The organism is Vreelandella subterranea, from assembly GCF_900111305.1.
GTDB lineage: Bacteria > Pseudomonadota > Gammaproteobacteria > Pseudomonadales > Halomonadaceae > Vreelandella > Vreelandella subterranea.
On the sequence record NZ_FOGS01000010.1, the window covers coordinates 153,722 to 160,175 of the forward strand.

The 6,454-nt window shown below is 60.5% G+C and carries 7 protein-coding genes; all 7 read left to right on the forward strand.

Translation table 11 applies throughout. The features are described 5' to 3' along the window. Positions 1 to 16 precede the first annotated feature (16 nt). Genes BMX75_RS14650 through BMX75_RS14680 form a run of 7 tightly spaced genes read left to right on the forward strand, consistent with a single transcriptional unit; the run spans position 17 to position 5,965 of the window. Positions 17 to 358, forward strand: coding sequence for a DUF2730 family protein (locus BMX75_RS14650; protein ID WP_092829165.1), 342 nt, complete (start codon positions 17 to 19; stop codon positions 356 to 358). Next, positions 355 to 654, forward strand: coding sequence for a VpaChn25_0724 family phage protein (locus BMX75_RS14655; protein WP_092829167.1), 300 nt, complete (start codon positions 355 to 357; stop codon positions 652 to 654). The genes BMX75_RS14650 and BMX75_RS14655 overlap by 4 nt, the downstream gene beginning before the upstream one ends. A gap of 2 nt (positions 655 to 656) precedes the next feature. Next, the gene (locus tag BMX75_RS14660) at positions 657 to 1,208 is read left to right on the forward strand and encodes a DUF3486 family protein (RefSeq protein ID WP_092829169.1); all 552 of its coding nucleotides are present in this window, start codon (positions 657 to 659) and stop codon (positions 1,206 to 1,208) included. Next, positions 1,205 to 2,707: a terminase large subunit domain-containing protein gene (locus BMX75_RS14665; protein ID WP_217639883.1), complete on the forward strand. Its 1,503-nt coding sequence runs from the start codon at positions 1,205 to 1,207 to the stop codon at positions 2,705 to 2,707. The genes BMX75_RS14660 and BMX75_RS14665 overlap by 4 nt, the downstream gene beginning before the upstream one ends. Then, the gene (locus BMX75_RS14670) at positions 2,701 to 4,287 is read left to right on the forward strand and encodes a DUF935 domain-containing protein (RefSeq protein ID WP_092829171.1); all 1,587 of its coding nucleotides are present in this window, start codon (positions 2,701 to 2,703) and stop codon (positions 4,285 to 4,287) included. Before BMX75_RS14665 ends, BMX75_RS14670 begins: the two co-directional genes overlap by 7 nt. Then, complete coding sequence (locus BMX75_RS14675; protein WP_092829173.1) at positions 4,287 to 5,519, forward strand: PBECR2 nuclease fold domain-containing protein; 1,233 nt, start codon at positions 4,287 to 4,289, stop codon at positions 5,517 to 5,519. Before BMX75_RS14670 ends, BMX75_RS14675 begins: the two co-directional genes overlap by 1 nt. Further along, positions 5,519 to 5,965 carry a phage virion morphogenesis protein gene (locus BMX75_RS14680; RefSeq protein ID WP_092829175.1) on the forward strand — a complete coding sequence of 149 codons (447 nt, stop codon included), beginning with the start codon at positions 5,519 to 5,521 and terminating at the stop codon, positions 5,963 to 5,965. Before BMX75_RS14675 ends, BMX75_RS14680 begins: the two co-directional genes overlap by 1 nt. Positions 5,966 to 6,454 lie beyond the last annotated feature (489 nt).

Here is a 6,454-nt window from a genome sequence, read left to right on the forward strand (position 1 = left end):
AACCAAAGGGAACGTCATGGAGTTAATCAACTGGGCAGCCGCCAAGCTGTTTTTCGATATTGTCCAGGCGCTGTTTATGGCGGGCGTGGCGGTCTACGTGTACTGGACCAACAAGCACCGTGCCACGGGCACCGCCATCGAGCAGGTGAACACTCGCTTGGACGAGGTGGATAAGCATGTCTCACGCCTAGAACAAACGCTGGATAACCGACCCGGCTATAGCGAGATCGAGGCGTTACGCGGCGAGCTTTCCGAAATGAACCGTGGCATGGCCCAGGTCAACGCCCAGATGCAGAGCACCACGGCGCTGCTCAATCGCCTGCACGAATACCTGCTGACGGAGAAGAAAAACCGATGAGCTACCACGACTTTGAAACCGAGGGCCGTCGCTTGACGATCCTGCGCATTCTGGCTCGCCGCAACCAGTTCACGACTAACGAGTATTCGCTCAATGATGAGCTGAAAGGCGCGTATGCCCACATCGTCAGCCGCGACAAGCTACATGGCGATCTGGCGTGGCTGGAAGAACAAGACCTGGTGATTGTGCAGCAGCCCCGCGCCGGTTGGCTGATCACCTTGACCGGTCGCGGTGCCGACTGCGCTGAAGGCCTGGCCAACGTACCCGGCGTCGCCAAACCGCGCCCAGGGGTTTAATCATGCCGCCTCGCAATAAGGTGTTTGACCTACCGCCCGAAGTGCGTGAAGCGCTAAACGAGAAGCTCGTGAGCAGCGGCTTCCAGGGCTACGAAGCGTTAGCCGGGTGGCTCAGCGAGCGCGGTTATAACGTTTCCAAATCCAGCGTGCATCGGTATGGCCAGGATCTCCAGGAGGAGTTTGAAGAGGCCATGGGCGACGTGCGTAAAACCACCGAGCTAGCCCGCGCCATGGCCAGTGAAGGCGAAGACGAAAGCGGCCATCTTATCGACGCCACCGCACGCATCGTGCAAGACCAGCTGCTGCGTATTTCCATCGCCATGCGCAAGGCCGAGGAAGACCCGGCCAAAGCGGCTAAGCAATTGGGCAGTGTGACCAAGGCGCTGGCAGACATCGGCCGCGTCTCGCTTAGCCAAAAGAAATGGGCCAAAGAGCTACGGGTGGAAGTGGCCAAAGAGGCAGCGGAGAAGGCTGAGACAGCAGGCCGCGCCCAGGGGCTGACCAATGAAGGCGCAGCAGCACTTCGCGCCGCGATCCTTGAGGGCATGTCGTGAGTGCAGCTATCGATCAAAGCGTACTGCTGCCCTACCAGCAGCGTTGGGTAAACGACACTTCCGCCGTCAAGGTGATTGAGAAGTCGCGGCGTATCGGCCTCTCTTACGGTGAAGCGGCGGACGATGTGCTGTATGCCGCCTCCAGTGCAGGCGCGAACGTCTATTACATTTCCTACAACAAAGAGATGACCCAGGGGTTTATCCAGGATTGCGCCGGTTGGGCCAAGGCTTACCAGGCCGCTGCCAGCCAGATCGAGGAGTCGGTGATCGAGGCCGACGATAAGCAAGTCCTCACCTATACGATCAAGTTCGACAGTGGCCACCAGATCCAGGCGTTCACCTCCAACCCCCGGAACCTGCGCAGCAAGGGTCGGCCCGGCGAACGCCTGGTGATTGACGAAGCGGCTTTCGTGGATGACATCGACGAGCTGTTAAAAGCCGCGATGGCCATGACCATCTGGGGCGGCCAGATCCGCATCATCAGCACCCACAACGGTGATGAAAACCCGTTCAACGAACTGGTCAATGACATTCGTGCGGGCAAGTACGACTACAGCCTGCACCGCGTCGACCTGGATGAAGCGTTAGCCGATGGCTTCTACAAGCGTATCTGTAAAGTCACAGGGGTAACGTGGACACGCGCAGGCGAAGCCCAATGGCGTCAGCAACTGATCAACCGCTACAAGCCCAACGAAGACGAAGAACTATTTTGCATCCCCGCCCAGGGCGGCGGCACCTATCTAACAAGGGTGATGATTGAAGCCTGTATGGCAACCGCCCCAGTGCTGCGCTTCAACGGCACGCGGGATTTTAACGCCATGCCGGAGCCCATGCGTGCGGCAGTAATGGCTGACTGGATCAGCGACAACCTCAAGCCGGTGCTTGCCACCCTTAACCCGCGCCGCCAGCACGCCCTGGGCCAAGACTTTGCACGCAGTGGCGACCTTTCCGTCATCGCCCCTATAGAGATCGGCGAGACCCTGCACCGCACCGTGCCCTTCCTGATGGAGATGCACAACGTGCCGTTCAAGCAACAGGAGCAAGTGCTGTTTGCTATTGGGGATGCGCTGCCGCGTCTATGCGGTGTTGCCATCGACAGCCGAGGCAACGGCGCTTACATGGGCGAATCAGCTACCGATAAATGGGGGTCTATCGTCGACCAGGTCATGGCCACCGAAAACTGGTACCGGGAGCGGATGCCCCGCTATAAGGCTCGCTTTGAAGACGGCACCATCACCATTCCAAAAGATGATGGCCTAGTCGACGACCACCGCGCCTTCAAGTTGGTACGCGGCGTTGCCCGCTTGCCGGAAGGCAAAACCAGCGGCGAGCGCCACGGTGATGGCGCGATGGCCTGTGTGCTGGCTGATCATGCCGCCGAGATGGAAGCCGTTGAGATCGACTTCACCCCCGCGCCCCTGCCTGGTGTTTCCCGCCAGGATGACGACAGCGACGACATTGAACACACCGGATTCGGTATAGGAGGCGGCGCATGGTAAGCCCCAAAGCACTCATCAAAAAACTGTTTGGGAATGAAAGCAGTCAGGCGCTGGACGACGAACAAACCAACGATGCCCGCGTTGGCCAGCTCAAGCGCGAATTTGCCGAGCACCCCACCAAGGGGCTAAACCCCCACAAGCTCTACCAGATACTGGAAAGCGCCGAGCAAGGCGACCTGAAAGCGCAGTCTGAACTCTTCGACGACATGGAAGAGAAAGACCCGCAGATAGGAGCCGACCTCGGTAAGCGCCGCCAGTTAAGTGCAGAGCGTGAATGGCAGATCGTCCCGCCGGACGGCGCAGACGCACGCGAGAAGAAAGCCGCCGAGCAGGCGGCGGAAGTGTTCAGCGGTATCGAGGTGGAAGACCTCATCCTGGACTTGGGCACCGGCATCGGCCACGGCTGGGCCAACCTGGAGCTTGCCTGGGGTCGCGATGGCGCGATGCGCTATATCGAGCAGCCGACGCTGCGCCCGCATTCATGGTTCCGCCTGCACCCGGATGACCAGAACTGCATTACCCTGCGCGACATGAGCGCCACCGGTGCCGAGCTGTGGCCACTGGGCTGGATTCAGCACCGCCACCGCGCCAAGGCGGGCTATGTGGCACGCATGGGCCTGCACCGCATGCTGGCCTGGCCGTACCTGTTTCAAAACTACGCCCTGGGCGACCTGGCGCAACTGCTGGAAATCTACGGCATGCCCGCCCGCATCGGTAAGTACCCGAAGAACGCCACCGATAAAGAGAAAGCCACACTGCTGCGGGCCGTCGTTAGCTTGGGTCAAAACGCGGCGGGCATCATCCCAGACGGTATGTCGCTGGAATTCCTGGAAGCCGCTAGCGGCCGCGCCGATGTGTACAAAGCCATGATGGACTGGTGTGAGCGCGCGAAAGCCAAGGCGATCCTGGGCGGCACGCTCACCAGCGGTACCGGCGAAGGCACCAACACCAACGCCCTGGGCAACGTGCATGAGCGTGGGCAAATGAGCCTGATTAAGTCGGATGCGCGCCAGTACGCAGGCAGCATCGGCAAGAATATCTTGTGGCCCATGGCGGCGCTCAACTTCGGTATCGAAAAGCCCAGCCGCGCCCCGCGCTTCTACCTTGACACCGGCGAGACCGAAGACCTGGAACGCCTCTCCAAGAGTTTACCGACCATCGTCGACATGGGCGCTCGCATCCCCATGTGGTGGTTCCACGAGAAAAGCGGCATCCCCAAAGCCGCCGAAGGCGAAGAGGTGCTAATGCCAAAGGCAGCGCCAAGCCCCTTTGGTGCGCTGCGTTTGGCACAGTCTGCACCCCACAAGCGCATTGCGGCGCTACGCTTGGGCGATAGCGACGAACCCGATGCAGCCGACTTACAGCGGGAGCGCCTACAGCGTGAAGGCGACGCCGCCCTTGAACCCTGGGTGGAGCATATCCGCGCATTAGTCGATGAAGTCGAAAGCCTGGATGAACTGCGCGACCGCCTGGTCGAGCTGGCCCCCGACCTGCCGGTTGAAGACTTCGCCGAGGTGATGACCGAAGCGCTGGCCGCTGCCCACGTCGCTGGTCGCTACGACATTATCGAGGGGGTCTAATGCCTGCCGCCGAGTTTGGCTCGCTGCCGTTTGCCGAACAGATTGAGGCCATGCGCGAAAAGGTGGCCATCCCTACCAACACCTGGTCGGATGTGTACGGCGCAGAGAATGACCAGGCGTTCATGGTCGCCGGTGCTAGCCGCCAGGCCATCGTTGAAGACTTCCAGCGCTCCATCCAAACGATGATTGAGGAAGGCAAGACGCTGGCCGACTTCCGTAAGGACTTCGACCAGATCGTCGAGCGCCACGGCTGGGCCTACAAGGGCAGCCGAAGCTGGCGCACCCGCGTTATCTACGACACCAACCTGCGCCAAAGCTACGCCGCCGGGCGTGAACGCCAGATGGAAGACCCGGAGCTGCGACGCCTTCGGCCGTTTGGGCTTTACCGCCACGGCGGCAGCGAGAACCCGCGTTCAGCGCACCTGGCCAACGATGGCCGCGTTGTGCCGCTGGATGACCCCTGGTGGGATGTCTGGACGCCACAAAACGGCTACGGCTGTAGCTGCAAAAAGTTCATGATCAGCCGCCGCCAGGCGGAGCGCGAAGGCTACACGGTGTCCGAGCAAGGCCCCGACATCGAGTATGTCGAGCGCACCATTGGCGAGAACGGCCCCAACCCGCGCACGGTGAGCGTCCCCAAAGGCATCGACCCCGGCTTTGACCACCGGCCTGGCAGCGGCCGCGCAAGAAGCATCACGCCCAAGCCCACCGGCCAACCCGCTGCGCGTTCCGGCACCGTTTCGCCCGCACGCCAGGCACAGGACGACATGCCCGATTATCCAGAGGAAACAGCCGAACTGCTGGAGGAAGGCCAGCCGCCCGAGCAATACGTCGATGCGTTCCTGGAAGCCTTTGGCACCCGGCGCGGGGGTGACACGCGGCGCTTTACCGATGCTGTGGGCGAGTCGCTGCCGATCAGCGAGGACCTATTCCGCGACGGTCGCGGTGGCTGGTCGTTGCCAGATGATGGCCAGCACCTTGGCGCGTTGGCCCGCACACTACGCGAGCCGGATGAAATCTGGACGGCCCTGAAAACCATCGAAGGCGAGCGGCCGCGCCTGCGGAGGCGTTACCTGGCGCGCTTCGCGCTGGAAGGCGGCGAGGAAGGATTGTTCATGGTCGATTGGGGCCGCGATGGCTGGTCAGGCCAACGCCTGGACGATGCCGCCGAGCAGGAAGCCTTACGGAGTGGGGTTCGCCTGTATCGTCGTGGTAGTGAGGAGACAGACTAATGGCAGGCATCAAAATCGACTTTCGCATTGACGATGAGCGGGTTATGCGCGCCCTGGGCGAGCTCAACCAGCGAGGCCGCGACGCCCAGCCCGCCATGGCCGCGATTGGCGAAGACCTGGACCGCGCAACCCGCGACCGCTTTGATGAGCAGGTCTCGCCCAGTGGCGACCCGTGGGAGCCTCTCTCGGAAGGGTACCGCAAGCGAAAGCCGAAGCGACAGGATGAGATTCTAGTACTCAACGGCCACTTGCGAGACACGCTGCGCTACGATGCTGGGCCCGATTACCTCGAATTCGGCACCGATCGAAAATATGGGGCCACCCACCACTTCGGCGATGATGAGCGAGGCATACCGGAACGCTCTTGGCTAGGTTTCTCAAGTGACGATGAAGAGAACGCGATAGAGACCCTGCTCGACTATATGGGCGAGCCATTAGGCGAATAACCAACGCGGCTCTGTGAGCGCCGCTAAGCCAATAACCGCTACGTTGGCCCGACTTTTCCCCGCAAGGCGCGTTAGACCCGCGTTAGATTTTGATTTAGCTTGATATAGACGAAGTAGCTGCCGTTATGTAAGTGTGGTTCAAATCAAAAAATCCAGGGAACGTTTCATGGCACGTCGACCAGCCTATAAGAAAATTCATTATGTAAGAGCAGTGTATAGCCCCAATTCTCAGCCTGGCACTTCGTTCGATTGCTTGGTGCGTGAAGCTCTTACGCGCTTACAATCAGTAGCTGACACGGCAGTCACCATGGCTACTCTCGGAATAGTAGGCGTTAGGGCGCGTCATAGTGAGTGGAACAATCCCCGGGCTCCACTAAAATTAGCGTTAGGTGCAGGCACTCCAGATGAATCTATGGGTACTTTTGGCACTTCAGAGCCAGCACGAGAAGATGCAGATGCCCCTCATCACCCGCCAGAAGAACGAGCTTT